Below are 23,447 nucleotides of genomic sequence, written 5' to 3'. Positions count from 1 at the left end.
AAGTAGAAGAAATGAATAGGATTGAGATTGACAGAGATATACTCCTTTTTTACGATTTGCTTACTTTGGGAATACAAAAGATTTATTTTTGGCTGCAACTACAAGAGCCTATCTGGATTTTAATCGAACCTTGCGATTTCATGGCATGCCAGATGAACAGCGCTTGGAGATGAGAAATCGGGCCTCTAAGTGTATCAAAGAAGCGATTTTAAATCTCTTGAATCGGGACAAGCTGTGTCAAACTGATTTTGATAGTTGGCATCATAGGACTTGTGATAGTATTATAGAATGCTATCGTTCAAATGGGATTCGATTCACTTATGGTCATGCTCAAAAGTGGATTAATATGACTTTCAAGTATCTGTATATGCTTGAAGCTGTAACCCTAGACTTCGTTTTTCCTTTTTTACACGTACCGATAGATAACATCGTGTTAGAGAGGGCAAACAAACAGTTGTGTATCCCAAGACCTTCTCAAGTGTGGAGTAGTTGGGGAGATTACGCTTTCTATCTTCGATATCAAGGTTATTTGAGACAAAGAATAGGCAAGGAAGATCCTCTTCGTTGGGAGTTTCACAATTGGCTAGATGAAATAGAAAAAGGAAAACCATCATGAACCATAAAATCGCAATTTTATCAGATATTCATGGCAATGCAACGGCACTAGAAGCAGTGATTGTAGATGCTAAAACTCAAGGAGTCAGTGAATATTGGCTTCTGGGAGATATTTTTCTACCTGGTCCAGGTGCAAATGATCTTGTTGCTCTGCTAAAGAATCTTCCTATCACGGCAAGTGTTCGAGGCAATTGGGATGATTGTGTCTTAGAGGCTTTAGATGGGCAATATGGCTTAGAAGACCCACAGGAAGTCCAGCTCATGCGATTAACCCAGTTTTTGATGGAGCGAATGGATCCTGAAACGATTGTCTGGCTACGAAACTTACCTATGCTAGAAAAGAAAGAAGTTGATGGACTGCGCTTTTCTCTTTCTCATAATTTGCCAAATAAGAACTATGGTGGTGACTTGTCTGTTGGGAATAACACAGATAAATTTGACCAACTCCTAGATGAGGAAACGGACGTGGCAGTCTATGGTCATGTCCACAAGCAGTTGCTTCGTTATGGAAGTCAAGGGCAACAAATCATCAATCCAGGTACGATTGGTATGCCCTATTTTGATTGGGAGGCGTTAAAAAATCACCGTGCCCAGTATGCCGTGATAGAAGTAGAAGATGGGAAATTGGTAAATATTCTATTTCGAAAAGTTGCTTATGACTATGAAGCGGAGTTAGAATTGGCCAAGTCCAAGGGGCTTCCCTTTATCGAAATGTATGAAGAACTACGTAGAGATGACAACTATCGGGGGCACAATCTAGAACTCTTAGCTAGTTTAATTGAAAAGCATGGGTATGTAGAGGATGTAAAAGATTATTTTGATTTTCTGCAAAGTTAGAAATAAAGCGGGTAGCCCATATTTTGAAGTGAGGTTTGTAGTCGAATCGCTTAGAAAAGAGTTAGACGATGATAAGGAAAAAGAGATAGCTCAGCTAAAGTTTGACATTGAAATTATTTTGTTATACAATGAACTCAATTCTTAATAAAAAGGAGAACATTATGAAGAAAATTATTACAGCCAGTATGGCTCTTTTATCTGTTGTTGTTTTAGCAGCATGTTCAGGGAAAACAACGTCTGATTCTTCGACTAAGACCTCAAGCTCTGTAGAGAAAACTTCTTCAGAAACCTCATCAACAACGTCTAGTTCAAAGACAGAAAATAATGAGGTTGTTTTGATCACCGATGAAGAAATTGACAATGCTAAAACTGTTGGAGATGTGAAGAAAGTCTTTGGCAAATTAGTTGACAATTATAAAAAGCATGCAGTTGAAATTGGGGAAAAAATTCCAGAGAGTGGAAAAGAAGCATATAACGCCCAAGTTGAGCCAGCGCTTAAGTCTATGGAAACTGTAAGAGAGTCATTTAACGAAAGCCTTTCAAGTCTTGGTTCTGATGATACAGTAGTGCCAGAACAAACTCGTACTCTATTTGTTCAACAGTTGAAAACTGGACGTGATACAATGAAGAAAGCACTGGAGTCAGCGTATAAAGCAGTTGCTCCATACACATCTGGTCAATAATATGAGAAAGTAGGTGAATTATCACCTGCTTTTTGATTTGTTTAAATCCAAAACGATACCTACATAAAGAGCTACAAGTGGATAGTAGAGAGTTTGAAAGAAGTACTAACTCTATGAAAAATCTCTGCAAGCTCTTTCAAATTATGGTAGAATGGAAGCAGTAGAATTAGAAAAGGGAATCGATTATGAAATTTCTTGAATTAAATAAAAAACGTCATGCGACCAAGCATTTCACTGATAAGCCGGTGGATCCCAAAGATGTGCGTACGGCTATTGAAATCGCAACCTTAGCCCCAAGCGCCCATAACAGCCAACCTTGGAAATTTGTGGTGGTACGTGAGAAAAATGCTGAATTGGCAAAATTGGCATACGGTTCGAACTTTGAGCAGGTATCATCAGCACCTGTAACCATTGCCTTGTTTACCGATACAGATCTTGCCAAACGTGCCCGTAAAATCGCCCGTGTTGGTGGTGCAAAGAACTTTTCAGAAGGGGAACTTCAATACTTTATGAAAAATTTGCCTGCCGAGTTTGCGCGTTACAGTGAACAACAGGTCAGTGACTATCTAGCCCTCAATGCAGGTTTGGTTGCCATGAACTTGGTTCTGGCTCTGACAGACCAGGGAATCGGTTCTAACATTATTCTTGGATTTGACAAATCAAAAGCCAACGAAGTTTTGGACATCGAAGACCGTTTCCGCCCAGAACTCTTGATCACAGTGGGTTACACAGACGAAAAATTGGAGCCAAGCTACCGCTTGCCAGTAGATGAAATCATCGAGAAAAGATAGAAGGAGATAATATGACAGCAATTGATTTTACAGCAGAAGTAGAAAAACGCAAAGAAGACCTCTTGGCTGATTTGTTTAGCCTTTTGGAAATCAACTCTGAACGTGACGACAGTAAGGCTGATGCCCAGCATCCATTTGGACCTGGTCCAGTAAAAGCCTTGGAAAAATTCCTTGAAATCGCAGACCGTGACGGCTATCCAACTAAGAATGTCGATAACTACGCAGGACATTTTGAGTTTGGTGAAGGAGAAGAAGTTCTCGGAATATTTGCTCACATGGACGTGGTGCCAGCTGGTAGTGGTTGGGACACAGATCCTTACACACCAACTATCAAAGACGGTCGTCTTTATGCGCGTGGAGCTTCAGATGACAAGGGGCCTACAACAGCTTGTTACTATGGTTTAAAAATTATCAAAGAATTGGGCCTTCCAACTTCTAAGAAAGTTCGCTTCATCGTCGGAACAGACGAAGAATCAGGCTGGGCAGATATGGACTACTACTTCGAGCACGTAGGACTAGCGAAACCAGACTTTGGTTTCTCACCAGACGCTGAATTCCCTATCATCAACGGTGAAAAAGGAAATATCACAGAATACCTCCACTTTAGAGGTGAAAATGCAGGTGCTGCCCGTCTTCACAGCTTCTCAGGTGGTTTGCGTGAAAACATGGTACCAGAATCAGCAACAGCAGTCGTTTCAGGTGACTTGGCTGACTTACAAGCTAAACTAGACGCCTTTGTTGCAGAGCACAAACTTAGAGGAGAAATCAAAGAAGAAAACGGTCAGTACAAGGTGACTGTGATTGGTAAATCTGCCCACGGTGCTATGCCTGCTTCAGGTGTCAATGGTGCAACCTACCTTGCTCTCTTCCTCAGCCAGTTTGCCTTTGAAGGACCTGCAAAAGACTACCTTTACATTGCTGGTAAGATTCTCTTGAATGACCATGAGGGTGAAAATCTCAAGGTGGCTCATGTTGATGAAAAGATGGGTGCCCTTTCTATAAATGCCGGTGTCTTCCGCTTTGACGAAGCAAGTGCTGACAATACCATTGCCCTCAACTTCCGTTATCCAAAAGGAACAAGCCCAGAGCAAATCAAGTCAATCCTAGAAAACTTGCCAGTTGCTTCTGTTAGTCTTTCTGAACATGGTCATACACCTCACTATGTACCGATGGAAGATCCACTTGTGCAAACCTTGTTGAATGTTTATGAAAAACAAACTGGGCTTCAAGGTCACGAACAAGTCATCGGTGGTGGTACCTTTGGTCGTTTGCTAGAACGTGGGGTTGCCTACGGTGCCATGTTCCCAGACTCAATTGACACCATGCACCAAGCCAATGAATTTATCGCCTTGGACGATCTCTTCCGAGCAGCAGCAATCTATGCAGAAGCTATCTATGAATTAATCAAATAAAACGATAGAAGTCTGAGATTGTATGCTTGGACTTCTTTTTGGAGGGAAAACAGATGTCTCAAATTGAAAGAATCAAGAAAGCTATTATGGCGGATCCGCAGAATGCCAGCTACACAGAACGCGGAATCGAACCTCTCTTTGCGGCGCCAAAAACTGCTCGCATCAATATTGTCGGTCAAGCTCCGGGGTTTAAAACGCAAGAAGCTGGGATTTATTGGAAGGATAAGAGTGGTGATCGTCTGCGTGAGTGGCTAGGTGTAGATGAAGATACCTTTTACAATTCGGGCTTGTTTGCAGTTATTCCCATGGACTTTTATTTCCCAGGACATGGAAAATCAGGCGACCTTCCACCTCGTACAGGTTTCGCAGAAAAATGGCACCCACAACTCCTCAAGGAATGTCCAAATATTGAATTGACCCTTTTGATTGGGCAATATGCTCAAGCCTATTATTTACATGAGAAAATTAGTGGCAAGGTAACAGAGCGGGTAAAACGCTACAAAGACTATCTACCAGAATTTTTCCCTCTGGTTCACCCATCACCACGAAATCAAATCTGGATGGCTAAAAATCCTTGGTTTGAGGCAGAAGTAGTGCCCGATTTGAAAAAAAGAATTAAAACGATTTTAGGAGAAAAAGAATGAAAGAAATAGCCTTCGATGCATTTTACCAGCTTTATCAAAACGAACAACTTTCTCTAGTGGACGTGAGAGAAGTAGAAGAGTTCGAGACGCTTCATTTAGAAAGTGCCCACAACTTACCGCTTAGTCAATTGGCTGATACTTATGATCAGTTGGACAAGGACCTCTTGCATTATGTCATTTGTAAATCTGGGATGAGGTCAGCGCGTGCTTGTCAATTTCTAGCTGAAAAGGGTTATGACGTTATCAATGTCCAAGGTGGAATGACGGCCTTTGAAAATCTTTAAACCTATATGGCGATAGATCCTAGTTTTCCCTTGCTCGGCTCCAACTGAGTAAGGGATTTTGTTTTTAGATAATTCTTATTTTTAAAAATATTGAAAACATTCAATATTTACTTCGTGATGCTTTTTTCATACTCTTATTCGTGATATACTAGGTCAGTATTTTAGAAATATGAAGGAGATTCTTTATGGCTAAAAAAGGTGCCCTAACAGGTTTGCTCCTGTTTGGAATATTTTTTGGTGCGGGGAACTTGATTTTTCCGCCTTCTCTAGGTGCCCTATCTGGAGAACGTTTTCTTCCTGCTATTGCAGGTTTTGTCTTTTCAGGCGTCGGTATCGCCGTTTTGACACTTATTATTGGAACACTAAACCCGAAAGGATACATTTACGAGATTTCTAAGAAAATCTCACCTTGGTTTGCGACACTTTATCTTGCAGTCCTCTATCTATCAATTGGCCCCTTCTTTGCCATTCCACGTACAGCCACAACAGCTTACGAAGTCGGGATTAGCCCCCTTTTATCAGATGCGAATAAAGGTCTTGGCTTGATTGTCTTTACTGTGTTGTATTTTGCAGCGGCTTATTTGATCTCGCTCAATCCATCAAAAATCTTGGATCGAATCGGACGTGTTTTGACGCCAGTCTTTGCCTTGTTGATCGTTATCTTGGTTGTACTAGGTGCCTTCAAATATGGTGGAACAAGTCCTCAAGCGGCCTCAGAAGCCTATCAATCTTCTGCTTTTGGGACAGGTTTCCTAGAAGGGTATAATACCTTGGATGCCCTTGCCTCAGTGGCCTTTAGTGTGATTGCAGTTCAAACCTTGAAACAACTTGGATTCTCCAGTAAGAAAGAATACATTTCAACTATTTGGGTGGTTGGTATCGTTGTAGCTCTTGCCTTTAGCGCTCTTTATATCGGTTTAGGATTCCTTGGAAATCATTTCCCGGTACCAGCTGAAGTGATGAAGGGTGGAACACCAGGTGTTTATATCTTGTCACAAGCAACTCAGGAAATCTTTGGTTCAACAGCTCAACTCTTCCTTGCTGTTATGGTAACTGTAACCTGTTTCACAACGACAGTTGGCTTGATTGTGTCTACTGCAGAGTTCTTTAACGGACGTTTCCCACAAATCAGCTACAAGGCCTATGCAACTGCCTTCACCTTGATTGGGTTTGCTATTGCAAATCTTGGCCTTGATGCAATCATTAAGCATTCAGTTCCAGTACTGGTAATCTTGTACCCAATCACCATCGCCATTGTGATGATCGTGATTGTTAATAAGTTTGTCGCCCTGTCAAAACCGGGCATGCAGTTAACTATTGGGCTTGTTACAGCTATTGCTCTTGCAAGCGTCCTTGGAAGTTCCTTTAAGATTGAGTTTCTAGAAAATCTGATTAATGCTCTTCCGTTTGCAGCTGCCTCTCTTCCATGGATAGTGCCAGCTATTATCGGAATCTTGCTTTCATTGGTTCTACCAAACAAACAAGAGAGCGACGTTTTTGAGATGGAATAAAAAAATTCTTGGTCATCGACCAAGAATTTTTTGTATGAGCACGACTCATTAGTTGGTTTGTTCAGTATAACCAGCTTCTTTAAGCATTTTTTTCGAGGCAGCAAAGCTTACACGGTTTCCAATACCAGAATATTCGTTTGGCATTGCTTTTTTCAATTCGTCAAGACTCGCGACAGTCATGTCAACCTCGATGTTTTGGATAACTTTCTCGTCTTGAATTTCAACTTTTTGTGTAACCCCTTTGACCCCTTCATAACCTTTATAAGTATCGTCAACAATTTCCTTAATACCTTCCGCGGTATTATTAAGTTTTTCAGGGTCAAGTACATTATGAACAGTTTGTTTTACAACGTCATCCCCCTTCACAGTATAAGTCAAGGTAGAATGAATCCCAGGTTTGCTATTGTGGACAAATGTGTGAGTTTCTGTCTCATCTTTCTTTTCAGATGATTGTTCAGTGCTTTGTTTGGTCTCGCTTGACTGAGTTGATGTGTCTTCTTTGCTACTGCTGCTAGCAGGTGTTGATGTTTGTTTGGAACATCCGAGTAGGAGGACAAGTGAAGCCACAAGGGCTAGCGATACTTTAAAGTATGATTTCATATTTTTACTTTCCTTTCATAATCAAAGCATTTGTATTATAACATGGATCTATAGTGAAAGCAACTAAACACAGTTTTTCTCCTTTTGAGAAGGAGTCTGACTAGAAAAATGTTATAATGGTAGGAAAGAGGTGAAGAAATGAATCAGACTATAAACTATATCAAAGAACTAACCGCTATTGCATCTCCGACGGGATTTACTCGTGAGATTTCAGACTACTTGGTCCATACTTTAGAAGAGCTTGGCTACCAGCCAGTCCGTACAGCCAAGGGTGGTGTCAATGTGACCATTAAAGGTCAAAACGATGAGCAACAACGCTATGTGACTGCCCATGTGGATACGCTGGGTGCTATTGTTCGTGCAGTCAAACCAGATGGCCGTCTCAAATTGGATCGTATTGGTGGTTTTCCTTGGAATATGATTGAAGGAGAAAACTGTATCGTTCATGTGGCTAGCACTGGTCAAAAGGTATCTGGAACCATCCTCATCCATCAAACTTCTTGCCATGTCTACAAGGATGCAGGAACTGCAGAACGTACGCAGGACAATATGGAAGTACGTTTGGATGCAAAAGTAACCAATGAAAAAGAAACCCGCGCCTTGGGCATCGAGGTTGGCGACTTTATCAGTTTTGATCCACGGACAGTTGTGACAGAGACTGGTTTTATCAAGTCACGTCACTTGGATGACAAAGTCAGCGCAGCGATTTTACTCAATCTCCTTCGAGTTTATAAAGAAGAAGGAATTGACTTGCCAATGACGACACATTTTGCCTTTTCAGTCTTCGAAGAGGTGGGCCATGGTGCCAACTCCAATATTCCAGCTCAGGTAGTAGAATATCTAGCTGTAGATATGGGAGCTATGGGCGATGACCAGCAGACGGATGAGTACACAGTGTCTATCTGTGTCAAAGATGCTTCAGGCCCCTATCACTATGACTTTCGTCAACACTTGGTAGCTTTGGCGAAGGAGCAAGATATTCCATTTAAGCTCGATATCTATCCATTTTATGGTTCTGATGCTTCAGCGGCCATGTCTGCAGGAGCAGAGGTCAAACACGCCCTCCTTGGAGCTGGTATCGAATCCAGTCACTCTTACGAACGAACACACATTGATTCGGTCGTAGCGACTGAGCGTATGGTCGATGCTTATCTCAAGGGTGCATTGGTAGACTGATATGTGCTTGATTTGTCAAAGAATTGAATGGATCAAGGCAGGGAAGAATCCCTACTTTGTAAAAGAACTAGAAACAGGCTATGTTGTTATTGGAGACCACCAATACTTTAAGGGCTATACCTTATTTCTAGCAAAGGAGCATGTCACAGAACTCCATCAGATGGAGACTTCTAAAAAACTTCGTTTTCTAGAGGAAATGAGTTTGGTCCAAGAAGCAGTTGCCAAAGCGTTTAAAGCTGAAAAGATGAACATCGAACTTCTAGGAAATGGAGATGCCCACGTTCACTGGCACCTCTTTCCAAGACGATCAGGTGATATGAAGGGGCATGGGCTTCATGGCCGTGGTCCAGTCTGGTGGGTGCCCTGGGAAGAAATGGCGGCAGAAGATTGCCAAGTGAAATCCTATGAGTTGGAACAAATGATTAAATCCTTATCCGATGAATTAGAGAAGCACGTGGTCTAAGAGAGGAAGCAAAAAATGAAAAAAAGATATATCGTTTTATCCGGTTTGCTAGCAGTAACCCTAGCAGCATGTTCTCAAGAACAACCTAAAAATGAAGAAAATACTCAAAAAACGGAACAGACTAGCCAATCTGAAGGGACTGTAGGAAGCAAATCCCAAGCCTCTAGTCAGAAGAAGGCAGAAGTTGTCAATAAGGGAGACCACTATAGTATACAAGGGAAATACGATGAAATCGTCGTAGCTAATAAGCACTATCCTTTGTCAAAAGACTATAATCCAGGAGAAAATCCAACAGCTAAAGCAGAGTTGGTCAAACTCATTGCAGCAATGCAAGCAGCTGGCTACCCAATCAGCGATCATTACAGTGGTTTTAGAAGTTATGAAACTCAAACCAAACTTTATCAAGACTATGTGAATCAAGACGGTAAGGAAGCAGCAGATCGCTACTCAGCTCGCCCTGGATACAGTGAACACCAGACAGGTCTTGCTTTTGATTTGATCGGGACTAATGGAGAATTGGTGACAGAGGAGAAGGCGGCTCAGTGGCTCTTGGATCATGCAGCTGACTATGGCTTTGTTGTTCGCTATCTCAAAGGCAAGGAAAAAGAGACTGGCTATATGGCAGAAGAATGGCATCTTCGTTACGTTGGAAAAGAAGCCAAAGAAATTGCTGCAAGTGGTCTCAGTTTGGAAGAATACTATGGCTTTGAAGGCGGCGATTACGTCGATTAAAAAAGAAATTTTTCTCTTGCATTTTTAGATAAATAGTGTATAATAGGTGGGTATGTGTAAAGCATACTTGTGGGAGGTAAAAATCTCTAATTACCGCCAAAACCACAAAGGAGGATTTAAAAATGGCTAAAAAAGTCGAAAAACTTGTAAAATTGCAAATCCCTGCTGGTAAAGCTACACCAGCTCCACCAGTTGGACCTGCTCTTGGTCAAGCTGGTATCAACATCATGGGATTCACAAAAGAGTTCAACGCTCGTACAGCTGACCAAGCTGGTATGATTATTCCAGTTGTTATCTCAGTATACGAAGACAAATCATTTACTTTCGTTACAAAAACACCACCAGCTGCTGTTCTTTTGAAAAAAGCTGCAGGTGTTGAAAAAGGATCAGGTACACCTAACAAAACTAAAGTTGCTACAGTTACTCGTGCACAAGTACAAGAAATTGCAGAAACTAAAATGCCAGATTTGAACGCAGCAAACATTGAGTCTGCAATGCGTATGATCGAAGGTACTGCTCGTTCTATGGGATTCACTGTTGTTGACTAATCAATAACACAGTAGAAAATCTCACAGCAGTCTATTAGTTGCTTTTCATACTAGGCAAGTGACTGAGGCTTGTACTTAGGTACAGTAAAGGAACTGAACGAAGTAGGAAAAGGAAAATAATAGACTGAAAACCCGCAAGACTTCATCATTTCGAGGAGTGACGTGGGAGATGAAAATCGATTGAACCACTTACAAGGAGAATAGAAAATGGCTAAAAAAAGCAAACAACTTCGTGCTGCTCTTGAGAAAATCGACAGCACAAAAGCATACAGTGTAGAAGAAGCTGTAGCACTTGCAAAAGAAACTAACTTTGCAAAATTTGACGCAACTGTAGAAGTTGCTTACAACTTGAACATCGACGTTAAAAAAGCTGACCAACAAATCCGTGGAGCAATGGTATTGCCAAACGGAACTGGTAAAACTTCACGCGTTCTTGTTTTCGCACGTGGTGCAAAAGCTGAAGAAGCAAAAGCTGCTGGTGCAGACTTTGTTGGTGAAGATGACCTTGTTGCGAAAATCAACGACGGTTGGTTGGACTTTGACGTAGTTATCGCTACACCTGACATGATGGCTCTTGTTGGACGTCTTGGACGTGTCCTTGGACCACGTAACTTGATGCCAAACCCTAAAACTGGTACTGTAACAATGGATGTTGCTAAAGCAGTTGAAGAGTCTAAAGGTGGTAAAATCACTTACCGTGCTGACCGTGCAGGTAACGTTCAAGCAATCATCGGTAAAGTATCATTTGAAGCTGAAAAATTGGTTGAAAACTTCAAAGCTTTCAACGAAACAATCCAAAAATCAAAACCAGCTACAGCTAAAGGAACTTACGTAACAAACTTGACAATCACAACTACTCAAGGTGTTGGTATCAAAGTTGACGTAAACTCACTTTAAATTAGTAGTTTATAAAAGAGAAGACGAGTACGAAAGTGCTCGTTTTTTTGATGAGTATGACCTTTTAGAAAAATCAGTTCATTGATCAGGTTTGTAGCAATAGTGCTTTTCCTCTTCTTCTTTCACAGAAAATATGGTATAATAGAGAGTAAAAAACTTTGAAAGAAAGAAAAAGATGAATTTAAAAGATTATATCGCAACGATTGAAAATTATCCTAAGGAAGGCATTACCTTCCGTGATATCAGCCCTTTGATGGCAGATGGAAATGCTTATAGCTATGCTGTTCGTGAAATTGTTCAGTATGCAACAGACAAAAAAATTGACATGATTGTGGGCCCAGAGGCCCGTGGATTTATTGTCGGATGCCCAGTTGCTTTCGAGTTGGGAATTGGCTTTGCACCTGTTCGTAAACCAGGGAAATTGCCACGTGAAGTGATTTCTGCTGACTATGAGAAAGAGTACGGTATCGATACCTTGACCATGCATGCTGATGCAATCAAGCCAGGCCAACGCGTTCTCATCGTAGATGATCTCTTGGCAACAGGTGGAACTGTCAAGGCAACAATTGAGATGATTGAAAGACTTGGTGGAATTGTAGCAGGCTGTGCTTTCTTGATTGAGTTGGATGAGCTTAAGGGCCGTGAAAAAATCGGAGATTACGATTACAAGGTACTTATGCATTATTGATAAAAAACAGTCCCTGGGGCTGTTTTCTCTTCATATGCTATATAAATTAACTATAGCTAGTTAGAGAAAAACTATAATTGAAAACTATATCTTCATACAGTATAATATAGGGAAGAAGTATTTGGAGGTTTTTACTTTCAAACAGACAAGATCATTCCCGAAATAGAGAACTGTTAGGAGGGTATTATGCCGATTCGACTTGATAAAAAATTACCAGCTGTGGAGATTTTAAGGACAGAAAATATCTTTGTTATGGACGACCAACGAGCTGCTCATCAGGATATTCGCCCCTTGAGGATTTTGATTTTAAATCTCATGCCTCAAAAGATGGTGACAGAAACGCAACTCTTGCGGCATTTGGCTAATACACCGTTGCAATTAGATATTGATTTCTTATATATGGAAACGCATCATTCCAAGACAACCCGTGCCGAACATATGGAAACTTTCTATAAGACCTTTCCAGAGGTCAAGGAAGACTTCTTTGATGGAATGATTATCACAGGAGCACCAGTGGAGCATTTGCCTTTTGGGGAGGTAGATTACTGGGAGGAATTCAAGCAGGTCATCGAATGGTCCAAGACGCATGTTTTTTCAACCCTCCATATCTGTTGGGGTGCACAAGCAGGTCTTTATGTTCGCTATGGCGTTGAAAAGCACCAGATGGATCGGAAACTATCAGGTATTTACCCACAGGATACCTTAAAAGAGGGGCACCTTCTTTTTAGAGGTTTTGATGATCGCTATGTAGCTCCTCATTCTCGTCATACTGAGATTTTAAAGGAAGAAATCTTAAACAAGACCAATCTGGAGATTCTGTCAGAAGGTCCTGAGGTTGGGGTTTCCATCCTAGCTAGTCGAGATCTGCGTGAGATTTATAGTTTTGGTCATTTGGAGTACGATCGTGACACTTTAGCAAGAGAGTATTTTCGTGATTATGAGGCGGGACTCGACCCTCATATCCCAGAGAACTACTTTAAAAATGATGATGTAAATGAGACGCCCTGTCTCTGTTGGTCTTCATCAGCTGCCCTCTTTTTCAGCAATTGGGTAAACTATGCAGTTTATCAAGAAACCCCTTTTGACTGGAGAAAGGTAGAGGATGATGCGGCTGCATTTGGATATTTATAAGAGGAATTATGACATATTTTGACGCTTTTAAAACAGGGAACTTGGTTTTGCCAAGTGCCCTGCTCTTGCATTTTAAGGAACTCTTTCCTTCCAGCGAAGATTTTCTCGTCTGGCAATTTTTCTATTTACAAAATACCACAGCCCTAGGAGATGTTTCGCCTAGCCAAATAGCTGAAATCATTGGGAAAGAGGTGGCAGATGTCAACCAATCTATTTCAAATTTGACTGAAAATGGTTTGCTACAATATCGGACCATTGAACTAAATGGGGAAATTGAGCTCATTTTTGATGCTAGTCTGGCTTTTGAACGCTTAGATAGCTTGTTGGATACCCAAACTCCAGCTACAACTGCCCCAACCCCCAAAAATCAATTGAAGGATCTGGTTGAAACTTTTCAGCAGGAATTGGGACGCTTATTAACACCATTTGAAATCGAAGATCTTTTTAAGACTGTCAAAGAAGATGGAATCAAGGCGGATTTGATCAAGGAAGCTCTCCGAGAGGCGGTTTTTAATGGCAAACCAAACTGGAAGTACATTCAGGCAATCCTACGAAACTGGTGCCATGAAGGCATTCAGTCTGTGGCCCAGGTGGAGGCCAAACGAGCAGAGCGAGAAGCAAACAATCCCAAACAAGTTCAGGCTTCGGCTGATTTCCTCGATGCCATGAATTTGTGGCAAGATTAGTCGCTTGAAAAATCTTGAAAATTAGAGTAAGGTTTGCAAGCTCCTTATAAATATGATAGAATAATAGTGAATAAAATGAAAAAAGAGGTATATGAAATGTCACGTAAACCATTTATCGCTGGTAACTGGAAAATGAACAAAAATCCAGAAGAAGCAAAAGCATTCGTTGAAGCCGTTGCATCAAAACTTCCTTCATCAGACCTTGTTGAAGCAGGTATCGCAGCTCCTGCAGTTGATTTGACAGCTGTTCTTGCTGCTGCTAAAGGTTCAAACCTTAAAGTTGCTGCTCAAAACTGCTACTTTGAAAATGCAGGTGCGTTCACTGGTGAAACTAGCCCACAAGTTTTGAAAGAAATCGGTACAGACTACGTCGTGATCGGTCACTCAGAACGTCGTGACTACTTCCATGAAACTGACGAAGATATCAACAAAAAAGCAAAAGCAATCTTTGCAAACGGTATGCTTCCAATCATCTGTTGTGGTGAGTCACTTGAAACTTACGAAGCTGGTAAAGCTGCTGAATTCGTAGGTGCTCAAGTATCTGCTGCATTGGCTGGATTGACTGCTGAACAAGTTGCTTCAACCGTTATCGCTTATGAGCCAATCTGGGCTATCGGTACTGGTAAATCAGCTTCACAAGACGATGCACAAAAAATGTGTAAAGTTGTTCGTGACGTTGTAGCTGCAGACTTCGGTCAAGAAGTTGCTGACAAAGTTCGTGTTCAATACGGTGGTTCTGTTAAACCTGAAAACGTTGCTTCATACATGGCTTGCCCAGACGTTGACGGTGCCCTTGTTGGTGGTGCGTCACTTGAAGCTGAAAGCTTCTTGGCATTGCTTGATTTTGTAAAATAATCTAGCTCATTCCAGACAGACAGTTAAAAGTACTAAGTGACTTTGACTGCCTGTCTTATTTTTACTTGGAGCATTCTTGTGAAAGAGGGATTTTTCTAGACTAGGAAAGTTCCTTAGGGAAAGAAAGGCGTGCAGATGCGCGCTCTTTTCTATATCAAAAAGTTATGAAAGGGGGAGTTATGCTCTATATTTGGTCTTATTTGAAAAAATACCCCAAGTGGTTATTCTTGGATTTCTTTGGAGCGGTTTTCTTTGTTGTCGTCAATCTTGGACTGCCAACTGTTCTGGCTCGGATGATTGATGAAGGTGTGAATAAAGGAAATGAACAGCAATTGTATGTTTGGGCTGCAATTATGCTGGTGATTATCCTATGTGGAACCTTGGGGCGTATAGTCTTGGCTTATGCTGCTAGTAAGCTGACGACCAATATGGTCAAGGATATGAGAGATGATCTCTATGCCAAATTACAAGAGTATTCTCATCATGAATATGAAAAGATTGGAGTGTCTTCACTGGTTACTCGTATTACCAGTGATGCCTTTGTTCTCATGCAATTTGCAGAACAGACCTTAAAACTGGGTGTCATCACTCCCATGATGATGCTGTCTAGTATCTTAATGATCTTCCTAACCAGTCCGTCATTAGCCTGGATAGTGGCCTTTGCAGTACCTTTCTTGGCTGTGGTGGTCATTTATGTAGCGGTCAAGACTCGACCATTATCAGAGAAACAGCAGGCTACCTTAGATAAGATAAACCAATATGCCAGGGAAAATCTGATGGGACTCCGTGTCATTCGTGCCTTTGCCCGTGAGGAGTTTCAAGAGGAACGCTTTGCAGGACAAAATGCAGTCTATGCAGCCAATTCCAATCGTCTGTTTAAACTAACCGGTTTGACGGAACCTTTGTTTGTTCAGATTATCATTGCTATGATAGTAGCTATTGTCTGGTTTGCTCTGGATCCTATCAAACAAGGGAACTTACAAATTGGGGACCTGGTTGCCTTTATCGAATATAGTTTCCACGCTCTCTTGTCCTTCCTTTTCCTATCCAATCTCTTCACCATGTATCCTCGTACAGCCGTTTCGAGTGAACGGTTGAAAGAAGTCATGGATATGCCGATTTCTATTGATCCAAATGAAGGAGGTGTCAGAGAGACAGCAACCCACGGCTATTTGGAATTTGAAAATGTCACCTTTGCCTATCCTGGTGAGACGGAAAATCCTGTTTTGCACAATATTTCTTTCAGTGCTAAACCAGGTGAAACCATTGCCTTTATCGGATCGACCGGATCGGGCAAGTCCTCTCTTGTGCAATTGATTCCTCGTTTTTACGATGTCACACTTGGAAAAATCAAGGTTGATGGTGTTGATGTGAGGGATTACCGCCTCAAGTCTCTCCGTCAAAAGATTGGTTTTATTCCGCAGAAGGCCTTGCTTTTTACAGGAACTATCGCTGAAAATATCCGCTATGGGAAGGAAGATGCTAGTCACAAAGATTTACATCAGGCAGCGGATGTGGCGCAAGCCAAAGATTTTATCGAAAGCCGAGAAGAAAGCTTTGCGACCCATCTAGCTGAAGGTGGAAGCAATCTTTCTGGGGGACAGAAACAACGTCTCTCAATTGCAAGAGCGGTCATAAAGAATCCTGATATCTATATTTTTGACGATTCCTTCTCAGCCTTGGATTATCGTACGGATGCCATTTTACGCCGTCGTCTCAAGGAAGTAACACAGAATGCAACGGTTTTAATTGTCGCTCAACGTGTCGGAACCATCATGGATGCTGACCAGATCATCGTTCTGGATAAGGGAGAGATCGTGGGTCGCGGTCGCCATGAGGAATTAATGGAAACCAATGATATCTATCGTGAGATTGCTGAGTCGCAGTTGAAAAATGCATCTCTAACAGAGGAATAGGAGGAAATATGAAAACACAATCTAGTTTGGCTCGTTTGTGGAGCTATTTGAAAGCCTACCGTTTTTCTGTCTTTTTTGCAGTCTTTCTAAAAGTTTTAAGCGTAGTCATGAGTGTCTTGGAGCCTTTTGTATTGGGGCTAGCCATTACGGAGTTGACAAAGAATCTCTTAGATATGGCTAATGGTCTTGCAGGCGCTCGTATCAATACTGGCTACATCGGAACTGTTTTAATCATTTACCTCTTTAGAGGTCTCTTGTATGAACTTGGTTCTTATTATTCCAACTATTTCATGACCAATGCGGTCCAGTCTATGACTCAGGATCTGCGAAATGAAATGACCGAGAAAATCAATCGTATCCCAGTGTCTTTCTTTGACAAACACCAATTTGGCGATTTGTTGGGGCGCTTTACCAGTGACGTTGAGACAGTGTCTAATGCTCTTCAACAGTCTTTTCTCCAAATTGTCAATGCCGTTTTGACGATTGTTCTCGTCATGGGAATGGTTTTATACTTGAACTTTCAACTGGCTATAGTAGTGATTCTATCCATCCCAGTGACCTATTTCGGTGCCAGAAGCATCCTGAAACATTCTCAGCCTTATTTTAAAGAGCAGGCGGCTATTTTAGGACGGATGAATGGCTATGTGCAGGAAAATCTCACAGGTTTTAATGTCTTGAAACTCTACGGTCGTGAGGAAACTTCTCATAAAGAATTTTCTAAGATTACAGACGACCTCCAACGTGTTGGTTTTAAAGCCAGCTTTATCTCTGGGCTCATGATGCCAGCTCTTCATGCTGTATCGGACTTGACCTATCTGATCGTTGCAGTTCTCGGTGGTTTACAGGTTATCGCGGGCCGTTTGACAGTGGGGAATATGCAGGCCTTTGTTCAGTACGTTTGGCAGGTCAGCCAGCCTATCCAAAACATCACCCAACTTGCGGGTCAAATGCAAAGCGCCAAGTCTTCGTTAGACCGTATCTTCGACATTTTGGATGAGACAGAGGAAGTCAAGGGAGAAGAACTCGAAATCCTTGAACCCTTAACAGGTCAGGTGACCTTCCAACATGTTGACTTCCAGTATGTTGAAAACAAACCATTGATTCGAGACTTTAATCTGGAAGTTCAACCGGGAGAGATGGTGGCGATTGTTGGTCCTACTGGAGCTGGTAAGACGACCTTAATCAATCTGCTTATGCGCTTTTACGATGTCACAGCAGGCGCAATCTTGGTTGATGGGCAGGATATTCGCCAGTTGTCACGCCAAGACTATCGCCGTCAGTTTGGAATGGTCTTGCAGGATGCTTGGCTTTATGAAGGTACGATCAAAGAAAACCTACGTTTTGGAAATCTTGACGCCAGTGACGAGGAAATAATAGAAGCTGCCAAAGCAGCAAATGTAGACCACTTTATCCGAACTCTTCCTGGTGGTTACAACATGGAGATGAACCAAGAGTCAAGTAATATTTCCCTCGGGCAAAAACAACTCTTGACCATCGCGCGTGCTCTCCTAGCCAATCCTAAAATTCTTATTCTGGATGAAGCGACTTCCTCTGTTGACACCCGTTTGGAACTCTTGATTCAAAAAGCTATGAAACGCTTGATGAAGGGAAGAACCAGCTTTGTCATCGCCCACCGTCTCTCTACCATTCAAGAAGCGGACAAGATTCTCGTTCTTAAGGATGGACAGATTATTGAACAGGGAAATCATGAAAGCTTGCTCCAAGCAAAAGGTTTTTATTATGACCTATATCAAAGTCAATTTTCAAGTAAATCCGAGCAAGTCGGCTAATCAAAACTGTCCAGATTATTCTTAAATTATCAGTCTATTACAATTTTTCTAAGATAGTACACTTTTCTTGCTATCGTTTTATGGTAGTAGTATACTTATACTGTAACCATTAATAGGATGGTTACAAAAAAAGGAAAGAGGTAAGAAATATGGTTGAATTGAAAAAAGAAGCAGTAAAAGACGTTACAACATTATCTAAAACAGCGCCAGTAGCATTAGCAAAAACAAAAGAAGTATTGAACCAAGTAGTAGCAGACTTGTATGTGGCTCACATTGCCCTTCACCAAGTTCACTGGTATATGCGTGGTCGTGGTTTCCTCGTATGGCATCCAAAAATGGATGAATACATGGACAGTCTTGATGGCTATCTTGACGAAATCAGCGAACGTTTGATCACCCTTGGCGGCAAACCTTACTCAACATTGACAGAATTCCTTCAACACAGTGAAATCGAAGAAGAAGAAGGAGAATTCCGTAACGTTGAAGAAAGCTTGGAACGTGTTCTAGCTATTTATCGCTACCTCATCACTCTTTTCCAAAAGGCTTTGGATGTGACTGACGAAGAAGGCGATGATGTTACAAACGATATCTTTGTTGGTGCTAAGGCTGAACTTGAGAAAACAGTTTGGATGATTGCAGCAGAACTTGGACAAGCTCCTGGTTTGTAAGATATAGTTGCTACCCCTTTTATCATGAGGTGCTTGATAAGTGCCCATGACCAATCATCTTTTAAAAGTCATGTAACTGTAAAAAGTTGCATGACTTTTTTGTCTGCTGGACTTAGGACACATTGTCAAAAGTGGGATTTTACGGTATAATAGTTGCTGTTCGAGAAATTTTGATTTTCAAAGAATAGTGAAATGTTATAAGGAGACCCCATGAACAATTTACCAAATTGCCCAAAATGTAATTCAGAATATGTCTACGAAGATGGAAATCTCTTGGTCTGCCCAGAGTGTGCCTATGAATGGAACCCTGCAGAAGTTGCAGAAGTAGAAGAAGGTGTTGTCGCTATCGATGCCAACGGAAATAAGTTGGCTGACGGCGATACTGTGACCCTTATCAAGGACTTGAAAGTAAAAGGTGCGCCAAAGGATTTGAAACAAGGAACTCGCGTTAAAAATATCCGTATCGTAGAAGGTGACCACAACATCGACTGTAAGATTGATGGTTTTGGAGCTATGAAACTCAAGTCAGAATTTGTTAAGAAAATCTAGCCATGAAACTGAACTACAAATTTATCTTTTATAGTCGTGTGTTCTTGTTCTTAGCGGCATTTACAGGAGTTTATTTGGAGATTACCAAGCACGGTGGCTTTGGTATGCTCCTTTACTACACAGTGTTGTCCAATCTTTTGGTAACGATTTTCACGGGCTATCTGCTCCGTGTGATGAGCCGTTCAGGTGAAAATTGGCAAAGTCCGACCTTGCTTCGTCTCAAGGGTGGCGTTACCATGAGTATCATGATTACCTGTGTGATTTACCATTTTATGCTTGCTCCGATCGCGACAGACTTTTACCGTGTGGAAAATTTCCTTTGCCACTATATCGTTCCACTCTGGTTTTTAGCCGATACCCTCTTCTTCGATAAACGGGGTCAATACAAGATCTGGGATCCAGTCTTGTGGACCATCTTGCCCTTGGTTTATATGATTTTTGCCTTGTTTAACGGCCTGGTCTTAAAACTCAATATTCCGAATTCCAAGGACAATCCCTTCCCATATTTCTTTTTAAATGTGAACAAGGGTTGGGACGTGGTCATCAAATGGTGTTTGATCATTTTTGTTGCCTATATGGTTGCAGGCTTCATCTTCTATTTGATTAAGCAAATCAAGCGAAAATAGTCTTCCTATTAGGAAAGTTAGGACGGAGTCTTTAGTTCAATCGGGCTCCTTCTTTTCTTGCCACCTTCCTTTTAAAAGGATCAACAGTGAGAAATATACAGAAAGAAAATTCATGAAACAATTTTTAGAACGGGCTAGTATTTTGGCTCTCTCCCTCGTTTTGATTACCTCCTTTTCCATCTCAAGTGCTCTGCCAGCCATGTTTGACTACTATCAAGGCTACCCCAAAGAACAAATCGAGCTCCTGGTCAGTCTCCCTTCTTTTGGGATCATGATTATGCTGGTTTTAAATGGGGTTTTGGAGCGGTTGTTTCCTGAGCGACTTCAGATTAGTCTAGGACTTCTCATCCTTTCTATCGGTGGAACAGCCCCTTTCTGGTATCAGGAGTACAACTTTGTCTTTGCGATGCGGATTTTATTTGGCTTGGGTGTTGGGATGATCAATGCCAAGGCCATTTCTATCATCAGCGAACGCTATCATGGAAAGACACGGATCCAGATGTTGGGTCTTCGCGGATCAGCAGAAGTTGTCGGAGCGTCGATTTTGACTCTAGTGGTAGGTCAACTCTTATCCTTGGGATGGACAGTGACCTTCTTGGCCTACAGTGCGGGATTTTTAGTATTGATCCTTTACCTGCTCTTTGTCCCTTATGGGAAGGAAAAGAAAGAAACCAAGAAAAAAGAGGCCGAAACGACTCGTTTGACAGGACAGATGAAGGGCTTGATTTTTCTCTTGGCTGTCGAAGCAGCAGTTGTTGTCTGCACCAATACAGCTATCACCATTCGTATTCCTAGTCTGATGGTGGAAAGAGATCTAGGGGATGCCCAGTTATCGAGTTTGGTTTTAAGTATCATGCAGTTGATTGGTATCTTGGCAGGTGTGAGTTTTTCTTTCTTTATCTCTCTGTTTAAAGAAAGGTTGCTCCTTTGGTCAGGTATCACCTTTGGATTGGGGCAGATTGTGATTGCCTTGTCTCCGTCATTGGGTGTGATGGTAGTTGGAAGTATCGTGGCAGGTTTTTCTTACAGTGTGGCCTTGACCACTGTCTTTCAGCTTCTTTCTGAAAGAATCCCAGCCAAGCTCCTTAATCAGGCAACATCTTTTGCAGTGTTAGGATGTAGCTTTGGAGCCTTTACGACACCTTTCATTCTTGGGGCGATTGGCTTGGTGACTCAAAACGGTATGTTAGTCTTCACCATTTTAGGATATTGGTTGATTGTCACTTCTATCTTTGTTATGTACGCACTTCAAAAAAGAGCTTAGGATTGGTTTCCTAAGTTTTTCTTTTCGGGAATTTTGTACCCAGACAATTATTGGTTTTTAAACTTGTTTACACTTTTATTTCCTGATAAAATAGAAGTTATGACAAGATATAAAGCAACTATTTCTTATGATGGTTTTGCCTTTGCCGGTTTTCAGCGCCAGCCTCATGCGCGGAGCGTTCAAGAGGAAATCGAAAAAACGTTGACGAGACTCAATAAGGGGCAAGCCATCACTGTTCACGGTGCTGGTAGGACGGATAGTGGGGTTCATGCTCTTGGTCAGGTTATTCATTTTGACCTACCCTATCAGATGGATGAGGAAAAACTCCGTTTTGCTCTGGATACTCAGTCTCCTGAAGATATCGATGTGATTTCGATTGAGATCGTGGCAGATGATTTTCACTGTCGTTACGCCAAGCATAGCAAGACTTATGAATTTATCGTAGATAGGGGGCGTCCTAAAAATCCCATGCGCCGTCACTATGCTACTCACTTTCCCTATCCGCTCGACGTGGAGCGGATGCAGATGGCAATCAAAAAGCTAGAGGGAACCCATGATTTCACCGGTTTTACAGCATCTGGAACCAGTGTGGAGGACAAGGTTCGGACCATTACAGAAGCCAGTCTTAGTGTTGATGAGACAGGGCAGTTTTTGACCTTTAGCTTTTCAGGAAATGGTTTCTTGTATAAGCAGATTCGCAATATGGTGGGGACGTTGCTCAAAATCGGAAATAATCGGCTGCCAGTTGAACAGATTGACCTCATCTTAGAGAAGAAGGACAGGCAGCTAGCAGGTCCAACGGCTGCACCGAATGGCTTGTATTTAAAGGAGATTCGTTATGAAGAATAATCGTATTTTAGCCCTTTCTGGGAATGATATTTTTAGTGGTGGTGGTTTATCAGCTGATCTTGCCACCTATACCTTAAACGGCTTGCATGGCTTTGTAGCAGTGACTTGTTTGACAGCCTTGACAGAGAAGGGGTTTGAAGTCTTTCCAACTGACGATGCCATTTTTCAACATGAATTGGATAGCTTGCGTGATGTCGAGTTTGCAGGGATTAAGATTGGTCTTCTTCCTACTGTCAGTGTGGCTGAGAAGGCCTTGGACTTTATCAAGCAACGTCCAGGAGTGCCTGTGGTATTGGACCCCGTTTTGGTCTGCAAGGAAACGCACGATGTAGCTGTTAGTGAACTCTGTCAAGAGTTGATTCGCTTTTTCCCTCATGTCAGTGTGATTACGCCAAATCTTCCTGAAGCAGAATTATTGGCTGGTCAGGAAATTAAAACATTGGAAGACATGAAAGCTGCAGCGCAGAAATTGCATGATTTAGGAGCGCCAGCAGTCATTATCAAGGGAGGCAATCGCCTCAGTCAGGACAAGGCAGTGGATGTCTTTTATGATGGACAAACTTTCACTGTTCTAGAAAACCCAGTCATTCAAGGCCAAAATGCTGGTGCAGGATGTACCTTTGCCTCAAGCATTGCCAGTCACTTGGTTAAAGGTGCTGAACTTTTACCAGCAGTGGAGAGCTCGAAAGCTTTCGTTTACCGTGCTATTGCACAAGCAGATCAATATGGAGTAAGACAATATGAAGCAAACCAAAACAACTAAAATCGCTCTTTTATCTCTATTAACCGCCCTTTCTGTGGTTCTAGGTTATTTCTTAAAAATCCCGACACCAACAGGTATTCTAACTCTCTTAGATGCGGGTATCTTCTTTGCAGCCTTCTACTTTGGTAGTAAAGAGGGGGCTGTCGTTGGAGGTCTAGCAGGTTTCTTGATTGACCTCTTATCAGGCTACCCTCAGTGGATGTTCTTTAGCTTGATCAACCATGGCTTGCAGGGATTTTTCGCAGGATTTAAAGGGAGATCTCAGTGGTTAGGACTTATCTTGGCAACGATTGTCATGGTAGGGGGCTATGCCTTGGGTTCAACTTTGATGAATGGCTGGGCGGCAGCCCTACCAGAAATCCTACCAAACTTCCTGCAAAATATCGTGGGTATGGTTGTAGGGTTTGTGCTTAGTCAGAGTATTAAGAAAATTAAGTAAAGTGGCTGGAGAAAAGTTTTAAAAATCAGA

At 41.8% G+C, this 23,447-nt stretch carries 27 protein-coding genes; 26 read left to right on the top strand and 1 reads right to left on the bottom strand.

Features of this window, described 5'->3' with window-relative positions; all coding sequences use genetic code 11:
• Window positions 1–88: 88 nt before the first annotated feature.
• The 8 genes from HMPREF1149_RS06005 to brnQ all read left to right on the top strand — a co-directional run bounded on the left by HMPREF1149_RS06005 (window position 89) and on the right by brnQ (window position 6,777).
• Window positions 89–616, top strand: a complete 528-nt coding sequence (locus HMPREF1149_RS06005) for a hypothetical protein (protein WP_009067292.1) — start codon at window positions 89–91, stop codon at window positions 614–616.
• On the top strand, window positions 613–1,452 hold the full coding sequence (locus HMPREF1149_RS06000; protein WP_001015763.1) for a metallophosphoesterase family protein: 840 nt from the start codon (window positions 613–615) through the stop codon (window positions 1,450–1,452). Before HMPREF1149_RS06005 ends, HMPREF1149_RS06000 begins: the two co-directional genes overlap by 4 nt.
• A gap of 161 nt (window positions 1,453–1,613) precedes the next feature.
• Window positions 1,614–2,135, top strand: a complete 522-nt coding sequence (locus tag HMPREF1149_RS05995; protein WP_000720916.1) for a hypothetical protein — start codon at window positions 1,614–1,616, stop codon at window positions 2,133–2,135.
• 185 nt (window positions 2,136–2,320) lie between these two features.
• Window positions 2,321–2,926, top strand: a complete 606-nt coding sequence (locus tag HMPREF1149_RS05990; protein WP_000670157.1) for a nitroreductase family protein — start codon at window positions 2,321–2,323, stop codon at window positions 2,924–2,926.
• 11 nt (window positions 2,927–2,937) lie between these two features.
• Complete coding sequence (gene pepV, locus HMPREF1149_RS05985; RefSeq protein WP_000125053.1) at window positions 2,938–4,338, top strand: dipeptidase PepV; 1,401 nt, start codon at window positions 2,938–2,940, stop codon at window positions 4,336–4,338.
• 53 nt (window positions 4,339–4,391) lie between these two features.
• A complete protein-coding gene (locus tag HMPREF1149_RS05980) occupies window positions 4,392–4,982 on the top strand; it encodes a uracil-DNA glycosylase family protein (RefSeq protein ID WP_000078120.1) in 591 nt (196 codons plus the stop codon).
• A complete protein-coding gene (locus HMPREF1149_RS05975) occupies window positions 4,979–5,266 on the top strand; it encodes a rhodanese-like domain-containing protein (protein WP_000658237.1) in 288 nt (95 codons plus the stop codon). The genes HMPREF1149_RS05980 and HMPREF1149_RS05975 overlap by 4 nt, the downstream gene beginning before the upstream one ends.
• Window positions 5,267–5,451: 185 nt before the next feature.
• Window positions 5,452–6,777: a branched-chain amino acid transport system II carrier protein gene (brnQ, locus tag HMPREF1149_RS05970; RefSeq protein WP_001074603.1), complete on the top strand. Its 1,326-nt coding sequence runs from the start codon at window positions 5,452–5,454 to the stop codon at window positions 6,775–6,777.
• A 48-nt stretch (window positions 6,778–6,825) separates the two neighbouring features.
• Here the strand turns inward: brnQ and HMPREF1149_RS05965 are convergent, their stop codons facing one another.
• Window positions 6,826–7,377: a DUF1307 domain-containing protein gene (locus HMPREF1149_RS05965; protein WP_000844336.1), complete on the bottom strand. Its 552-nt coding sequence runs from the start codon at window positions 7,375–7,377 to the stop codon at window positions 6,826–6,828.
• 138 nt (window positions 7,378–7,515) lie between these two features.
• On the opposite strand from HMPREF1149_RS05965, the gene HMPREF1149_RS05960 reads away from it, so the two are divergent.
• The 18 genes from HMPREF1149_RS05960 to HMPREF1149_RS05875 all read left to right on the top strand — a co-directional run bounded on the left by HMPREF1149_RS05960 (window position 7,516) and on the right by HMPREF1149_RS05875 (window position 23,417).
• A complete protein-coding gene (locus HMPREF1149_RS05960; RefSeq protein ID WP_001076929.1) occupies window positions 7,516–8,553 on the top strand; it encodes a M42 family metallopeptidase in 1,038 nt (345 codons plus the stop codon).
• Window position 8,554: 1 nt separating this feature from the next.
• Window positions 8,555–9,016: an HIT family protein gene (locus HMPREF1149_RS05955; RefSeq protein ID WP_000335640.1), complete on the top strand. Its 462-nt coding sequence runs from the start codon at window positions 8,555–8,557 to the stop codon at window positions 9,014–9,016.
• Between the two features lie 15 nt (window positions 9,017–9,031).
• Window positions 9,032–9,748: an LD-carboxypeptidase LdcB/DacB gene (gene ldcB / locus HMPREF1149_RS05950; protein ID WP_000747745.1), complete on the top strand. Its 717-nt coding sequence runs from the start codon at window positions 9,032–9,034 to the stop codon at window positions 9,746–9,748.
• 122 nt (window positions 9,749–9,870) lie between these two features.
• Window positions 9,871–10,296 carry a 50S ribosomal protein L11 gene (rplK, locus tag HMPREF1149_RS05945; protein ID WP_001085808.1) on the top strand — a complete coding sequence of 142 codons (426 nt, stop codon included), beginning with the start codon at window positions 9,871–9,873 and terminating at the stop codon, window positions 10,294–10,296.
• 207 nt (window positions 10,297–10,503) lie between these two features.
• On the top strand, window positions 10,504–11,193 hold the full coding sequence (gene rplA, locus HMPREF1149_RS05940) for a 50S ribosomal protein L1 (protein WP_001085676.1): 690 nt from the start codon (window positions 10,504–10,506) through the stop codon (window positions 11,191–11,193).
• 175 nt (window positions 11,194–11,368) lie between these two features.
• Entirely contained in the window at window positions 11,369–11,881 is a 513-nt protein-coding gene (locus tag HMPREF1149_RS05935) for an adenine phosphoribosyltransferase (RefSeq protein ID WP_001049315.1), read from the top strand.
• Between the two features lie 186 nt (window positions 11,882–12,067).
• Window positions 12,068–13,012 carry a homoserine O-acetyltransferase MetA gene (gene metA, locus HMPREF1149_RS05930; protein ID WP_001122748.1) on the top strand — a complete coding sequence of 315 codons (945 nt, stop codon included), beginning with the start codon at window positions 12,068–12,070 and terminating at the stop codon, window positions 13,010–13,012.
• A gap of 8 nt (window positions 13,013–13,020) precedes the next feature.
• The gene (locus HMPREF1149_RS05925; RefSeq protein ID WP_000220752.1) at window positions 13,021–13,698 is read left to right on the top strand and encodes a DnaD domain-containing protein; all 678 of its coding nucleotides are present in this window, start codon (window positions 13,021–13,023) and stop codon (window positions 13,696–13,698) included.
• A gap of 96 nt (window positions 13,699–13,794) precedes the next feature.
• Window positions 13,795–14,553 (top strand): triose-phosphate isomerase, encoded by a 759-nt coding sequence (gene tpiA, locus HMPREF1149_RS05920; RefSeq protein ID WP_000087900.1) that lies wholly within the window; start codon window positions 13,795–13,797, stop codon window positions 14,551–14,553.
• A gap of 179 nt (window positions 14,554–14,732) precedes the next feature.
• Window positions 14,733–16,469: an ABC transporter ATP-binding protein gene (locus HMPREF1149_RS05915; protein ID WP_000965829.1), complete on the top strand. Its 1,737-nt coding sequence runs from the start codon at window positions 14,733–14,735 to the stop codon at window positions 16,467–16,469.
• A gap of 8 nt (window positions 16,470–16,477) precedes the next feature.
• Window positions 16,478–18,259: an ABC transporter ATP-binding protein gene (locus tag HMPREF1149_RS05910; protein WP_000857078.1), complete on the top strand. Its 1,782-nt coding sequence runs from the start codon at window positions 16,478–16,480 to the stop codon at window positions 18,257–18,259.
• Window positions 18,260–18,408: 149 nt separating this feature from the next.
• The gene (locus tag HMPREF1149_RS05905) at window positions 18,409–18,927 is read left to right on the top strand and encodes a Dps family protein (protein ID WP_000229897.1); all 519 of its coding nucleotides are present in this window, start codon (window positions 18,409–18,411) and stop codon (window positions 18,925–18,927) included.
• Window positions 18,928–19,137: 210 nt separating this feature from the next.
• Window positions 19,138–19,476: a zinc ribbon domain-containing protein YjdM gene (locus tag HMPREF1149_RS05900; RefSeq protein ID WP_001061598.1), complete on the top strand. Its 339-nt coding sequence runs from the start codon at window positions 19,138–19,140 to the stop codon at window positions 19,474–19,476.
• A gap of 2 nt (window positions 19,477–19,478) precedes the next feature.
• Window positions 19,479–20,102 (top strand): Pr6Pr family membrane protein, encoded by a 624-nt coding sequence (locus HMPREF1149_RS05895; protein ID WP_000775197.1) that lies wholly within the window; start codon window positions 19,479–19,481, stop codon window positions 20,100–20,102.
• 112 nt (window positions 20,103–20,214) lie between these two features.
• Window positions 20,215–21,366 carry an MFS transporter gene (locus tag HMPREF1149_RS05890; protein WP_000808703.1) on the top strand — a complete coding sequence of 384 codons (1,152 nt, stop codon included), beginning with the start codon at window positions 20,215–20,217 and terminating at the stop codon, window positions 21,364–21,366.
• 99 nt (window positions 21,367–21,465) lie between these two features.
• The gene (gene truA, locus HMPREF1149_RS05885; protein ID WP_000199176.1) at window positions 21,466–22,215 is read left to right on the top strand and encodes a tRNA pseudouridine(38-40) synthase TruA; all 750 of its coding nucleotides are present in this window, start codon (window positions 21,466–21,468) and stop codon (window positions 22,213–22,215) included.
• Window positions 22,205–22,978, top strand: a complete 774-nt coding sequence (locus tag HMPREF1149_RS05880) for a bifunctional hydroxymethylpyrimidine kinase/phosphomethylpyrimidine kinase (RefSeq protein WP_000794751.1) — start codon at window positions 22,205–22,207, stop codon at window positions 22,976–22,978. Before truA ends, HMPREF1149_RS05880 begins: the two co-directional genes overlap by 11 nt.
• On the top strand, window positions 22,956–23,417 hold the full coding sequence (locus HMPREF1149_RS05875; protein ID WP_000814957.1) for an ECF transporter S component: 462 nt from the start codon (window positions 22,956–22,958) through the stop codon (window positions 23,415–23,417). Before HMPREF1149_RS05880 ends, HMPREF1149_RS05875 begins: the two co-directional genes overlap by 23 nt.
• Window positions 23,418–23,447 lie beyond the last annotated feature (30 nt).

Source organism: Streptococcus sp. BS35b, assembly GCF_000286475.1.
GTDB classification, from domain to species: domain Bacteria; phylum Bacillota; class Bacilli; order Lactobacillales; family Streptococcaceae; genus Streptococcus; species Streptococcus oralis_W.
This window is presented reverse-complemented; position numbering and strand designations above follow the sequence as displayed.

Bases quoted from the DNA above. Each gene is read 5' to 3' on its own strand.
- HMPREF1149_RS06000 (WP_001015763.1), top strand. From the start codon at position 613: ATGAACCATAAAATCGCAATTTTATCAGATATTCATGGCAATGCAACG.
- HMPREF1149_RS05995 (WP_000720916.1), top strand. From the start codon at position 1,614: ATGAAGAAAATTATTACAGCCAGTATGGCTCTTTTATCTGTTGTTGTT.
- HMPREF1149_RS05990 (WP_000670157.1), top strand. From the start codon at position 2,321: ATGAAATTTCTTGAATTAAATAAAAAACGTCATGCGACCAAGCATTTC.
- pepV (WP_000125053.1), top strand. From the start codon at position 2,938: ATGACAGCAATTGATTTTACAGCAGAAGTAGAAAAACGCAAAGAAGAC.
- HMPREF1149_RS05980 (WP_000078120.1), top strand. From the start codon at position 4,392: ATGTCTCAAATTGAAAGAATCAAGAAAGCTATTATGGCGGATCCGCAG.
- HMPREF1149_RS05975 (WP_000658237.1), top strand. From the start codon at position 4,979: ATGAAAGAAATAGCCTTCGATGCATTTTACCAGCTTTATCAAAACGAA.
- brnQ (WP_001074603.1), top strand. From the start codon at position 5,452: ATGGCTAAAAAAGGTGCCCTAACAGGTTTGCTCCTGTTTGGAATATTT.
- HMPREF1149_RS05965 (WP_000844336.1), bottom strand. From the start codon at position 7,377: ATGAAATCATACTTTAAAGTATCGCTAGCCCTTGTGGCTTCACTTGTC.
- HMPREF1149_RS05960 (WP_001076929.1), top strand. From the start codon at position 7,516: ATGAATCAGACTATAAACTATATCAAAGAACTAACCGCTATTGCATCT.
- HMPREF1149_RS05955 (WP_000335640.1), top strand. From the start codon at position 8,555: ATGTGCTTGATTTGTCAAAGAATTGAATGGATCAAGGCAGGGAAGAAT.
- ldcB (WP_000747745.1), top strand. From the start codon at position 9,032: ATGAAAAAAAGATATATCGTTTTATCCGGTTTGCTAGCAGTAACCCTA.
- rplK (WP_001085808.1), top strand. From the start codon at position 9,871: ATGGCTAAAAAAGTCGAAAAACTTGTAAAATTGCAAATCCCTGCTGGT.
- rplA (WP_001085676.1), top strand. From the start codon at position 10,504: ATGGCTAAAAAAAGCAAACAACTTCGTGCTGCTCTTGAGAAAATCGAC.
- HMPREF1149_RS05935 (WP_001049315.1), top strand. From the start codon at position 11,369: ATGAATTTAAAAGATTATATCGCAACGATTGAAAATTATCCTAAGGAA.
- metA (WP_001122748.1), top strand. From the start codon at position 12,068: ATGCCGATTCGACTTGATAAAAAATTACCAGCTGTGGAGATTTTAAGG.
- HMPREF1149_RS05925 (WP_000220752.1), top strand. From the start codon at position 13,021: ATGACATATTTTGACGCTTTTAAAACAGGGAACTTGGTTTTGCCAAGT.
- tpiA (WP_000087900.1), top strand. From the start codon at position 13,795: ATGTCACGTAAACCATTTATCGCTGGTAACTGGAAAATGAACAAAAAT.
- HMPREF1149_RS05915 (WP_000965829.1), top strand. From the start codon at position 14,733: ATGCTCTATATTTGGTCTTATTTGAAAAAATACCCCAAGTGGTTATTC.
- HMPREF1149_RS05910 (WP_000857078.1), top strand. From the start codon at position 16,478: ATGAAAACACAATCTAGTTTGGCTCGTTTGTGGAGCTATTTGAAAGCC.
- HMPREF1149_RS05905 (WP_000229897.1), top strand. From the start codon at position 18,409: ATGGTTGAATTGAAAAAAGAAGCAGTAAAAGACGTTACAACATTATCT.
- HMPREF1149_RS05900 (WP_001061598.1), top strand. From the start codon at position 19,138: ATGAACAATTTACCAAATTGCCCAAAATGTAATTCAGAATATGTCTAC.
- HMPREF1149_RS05895 (WP_000775197.1), top strand. From the start codon at position 19,479: ATGAAACTGAACTACAAATTTATCTTTTATAGTCGTGTGTTCTTGTTC.
- HMPREF1149_RS05890 (WP_000808703.1), top strand. From the start codon at position 20,215: ATGAAACAATTTTTAGAACGGGCTAGTATTTTGGCTCTCTCCCTCGTT.
- truA (WP_000199176.1), top strand. From the start codon at position 21,466: ATGACAAGATATAAAGCAACTATTTCTTATGATGGTTTTGCCTTTGCC.
- HMPREF1149_RS05880 (WP_000794751.1), top strand. From the start codon at position 22,205: ATGAAGAATAATCGTATTTTAGCCCTTTCTGGGAATGATATTTTTAGT.
- HMPREF1149_RS05875 (WP_000814957.1), top strand. From the start codon at position 22,956: ATGAAGCAAACCAAAACAACTAAAATCGCTCTTTTATCTCTATTAACC.